The sequence below is a fragment of the Candidatus Magnetobacterium casense genome (assembly GCF_019173545.1).
Taxonomy (GTDB): Bacteria; Nitrospirota; Thermodesulfovibrionia; order Thermodesulfovibrionales; family Magnetobacteriaceae; genus Magnetobacterium; species Magnetobacterium cryptolimnobacter.
Genome location: NZ_JABXWD010000579.1, coordinates 1 through 1,727 on the forward strand (window position 1 = coordinate 1; position 1,727 = coordinate 1,727).

Here is a 1,727-nt window from a genome sequence, read left to right on the forward strand (position 1 = left end):
ATGAAACTAATGATAAAACATATATTTGTACTGATAATACAACCGGAACGGCGGTTTGGAATCAATTATCTGGTGTTTACAGCTCTATCGTTATAGCCGAAGACGGCACAATCGGTATAGCTGCGGGGCCGTTGCTGACGTTTGATGGCAGCGGGACGATTCTCAAGTTGACAGGAGCTTTTTGGGAAACGCATGATAAAGGCAATCGGATTTATAATAATCTGAACACTTCTGGTTCTTCTGCTCTTTTTTTTAGAAAGAACCGTGCTGGTGCGACCGTTCAAGATGGCGATGAATTAGGTTATGTTGACTGGTATGGTTGGGACGGCGATGAATATAGTAGGGCGGCTTTAATAATAGCAAACGTTGATGGAGCGCCTGCGGACGGGAAAGTCCCTGGTAGGATAGAACTTAGAACTAGAAAAGTTGGAGGTAGTTCGGCTATAACAAGAGTAACCATTGATAATAATGGGGATGTTACTTTTACTGGCGACTTAATTTTATCAGCCCTAAAGACCGTCGATGGCCGGGACGTTTCGGTGGACGGAGCTACGCTGGACGCAATGCATACTAACGCTAACCATATTTTGGCTCAACAGGTATTCAGCTAATGGCAACTTTCTCAAAAATAAAGTTAAGTGGTTCGACAAGCGGCAGGGGTATCAAGGTTGTTCAAACTGCTACGGCAGGAACGGCTATTCATACAGCGGTTGCAGGGGCGGCGGATTATGACGAAGTGTACCTTTATGCCGTGAATAGCCATACAGCGGCGGTAACTCTCACGATTGAATTTGGTGGGGTTACAAGCCCTGATGATTTAATCAAGATAACGATTCCGATCACTTCCGGCCTGTTTTTAGTAGTTCCTGGGTTGGTTATAAACGGTGGTCTTGGGATAGCGGCTTTCGCTTCTGTAGCGAATGTGATAACGATTTTTGGTTTTGCGAACAGGATAACAGCATAATGGCACTTAAGCATATCAACGAAAACAAGCGGCAGATCGGGCCGGAGTTTGGCTTGATTTACAGGACGGACGATCCCAAGCAGTTTATCAAGACTTATACGGTGCAGGAAGTTATTGACCTGAACCGGGTGGAGTCAGACCTTGCCAACTGGCAAGAGACCAAAGACCTTTACGATTTATTGACGGCATAAATGGCCTACGAAGCTAAAACAGTTGATGCCCTGACAAGCTGGACTATTATCAATACCGGATCGGTGGTTAATCGGTTATCCGAAGTTATGGACGACTTCCCGCTTGGCCCGGCTATCTACTACACGACTGGCTGGACAGCGGCGGGCAGCGAATATTTCCGTACCCAGGCAACGGCCAATGATAGCTGCCAAGAAAAGATAGGGGCTGGTGCATGGGCGGCTTTAGTGTTAGGCGCTGGCATAGGGTTACTCAATGCCGGAGAGTATTTCTACGATGCTGGCACTACACGCCTTTACGTGCGCCTAACTGGTGATGCAGCGCCAAACGCAACCAATCAGGTACGAGCACACTATCTTTGGAACGGCTCCGGGGCCGGACCAGCCTTTATGACCGAGATAGTTGAAGACAGAGTGTACCAAATCCATGTTATCTTTAATGTTGGCGATGCGACAACAGCGACAACCCTATTAAGCACAAACGAGATGGTTTACTTTGACGATAACTGCTACTTTACCAAAAACGCTAATGCCAACTTAACCTTGGGTGAGAAGCACAACTCTTGGGGCCGGAA

3 protein-coding genes and 1 pseudogene are annotated in these 1,727 nt (G+C 47.0%); all 4 read left to right on the forward strand.

The genetic code is table 11. The features are described 5' to 3' along the window. Positions 1-611: hypothetical protein (locus HWQ67_RS17735; protein WP_218254025.1), on the forward strand; the 611-nt coding region annotated here is incomplete at its 5' end. Continuing rightward, positions 611-964 carry a hypothetical protein gene (locus HWQ67_RS17740; protein WP_218254026.1) on the forward strand — a complete coding sequence of 118 codons (354 nt, stop codon included), beginning with the start codon at positions 611-613 and terminating at the stop codon, positions 962-964. The genes HWQ67_RS17735 and HWQ67_RS17740, both read left to right, overlap by 1 nt. After that, positions 964-1,155: a hypothetical protein gene (locus HWQ67_RS17745; protein WP_218254027.1), complete on the forward strand. Its 192-nt coding sequence runs from the start codon at positions 964-966 to the stop codon at positions 1,153-1,155. Before HWQ67_RS17740 ends, HWQ67_RS17745 begins: the two co-directional genes overlap by 1 nt. Beyond that, positions 1,156-1,727: pseudogene (locus tag HWQ67_RS17750) on the forward strand (hypothetical protein); the annotation flags it as partial.

Bases quoted from the DNA above. Each gene is read 5' to 3' on its own strand.
- HWQ67_RS17740 (WP_218254026.1), top strand. From the start codon at position 611: ATGGCAACTTTCTCAAAAATAAAGTTAAGTGGTTCGACAAGCGGCAGG.
- HWQ67_RS17745 (WP_218254027.1), top strand. From the start codon at position 964: ATGGCACTTAAGCATATCAACGAAAACAAGCGGCAGATCGGGCCGGAG.